Origin of the sequence: Cognatundibacterium jejuense, assembly GCF_014284255.1 — a bacterium.
Classification (GTDB): Bacteria; Pseudomonadota; Gammaproteobacteria; order Burkholderiales; family Burkholderiaceae_D; genus Undibacterium; species Undibacterium jejuense.
Genome location: NZ_JACOFV010000061.1, coordinates 1 through 390 on the forward strand (window position 1 = coordinate 1; position 390 = coordinate 390).

Below are 390 nucleotides of genomic sequence, written 5' to 3' on the forward strand. Positions count from 1 at the left end.
GAATCAGTTGTTCTTTGGTGTAATCGTCGATGGCGGTAGCAAAGTTCATGTCTGGCAGTGTGCCAGAGCAGAGGTGATTTAATCAAAGACGTTTACAGAAGTTTACAACTTTGTGGTCTCAGTACTATAGCACCGAAATCGAGTGACCGTGAGCCAGGTTCTCCCATGGCAGACCGGTTACTAATGCCCTTAATTGTTCTGGATTAAGTCCTGCCATATCGACGCCATGACCAACCCACGTAAAGCGGCCTTTGTTCAAACGGCGACTCGCCAGCCAGATGCCAAATCCGTCGTAGACCAGTACTTTGATACGTGTCGAACGCTTGTTGGTAAACAGATAGGCATGATGCGGTCGCGCTGCACCGAAGACCTTAACTACCTTGGCCAGTG

Annotated in this window: 1 protein-coding gene; it reads right to left on the reverse strand. The window is 49.2% G+C overall.

Translation table 11 applies throughout. From position 1 onward, the window contains the following. Window positions 1-124 precede the first annotated feature (124 nt). Window positions 125-390, reverse strand: a 266-nt coding sequence (gene tnpB, locus H8K32_RS20025) for an IS66 family insertion sequence element accessory protein TnpB (protein ID WP_186914403.1), incomplete at its 5' end; no start/stop codon positions are given.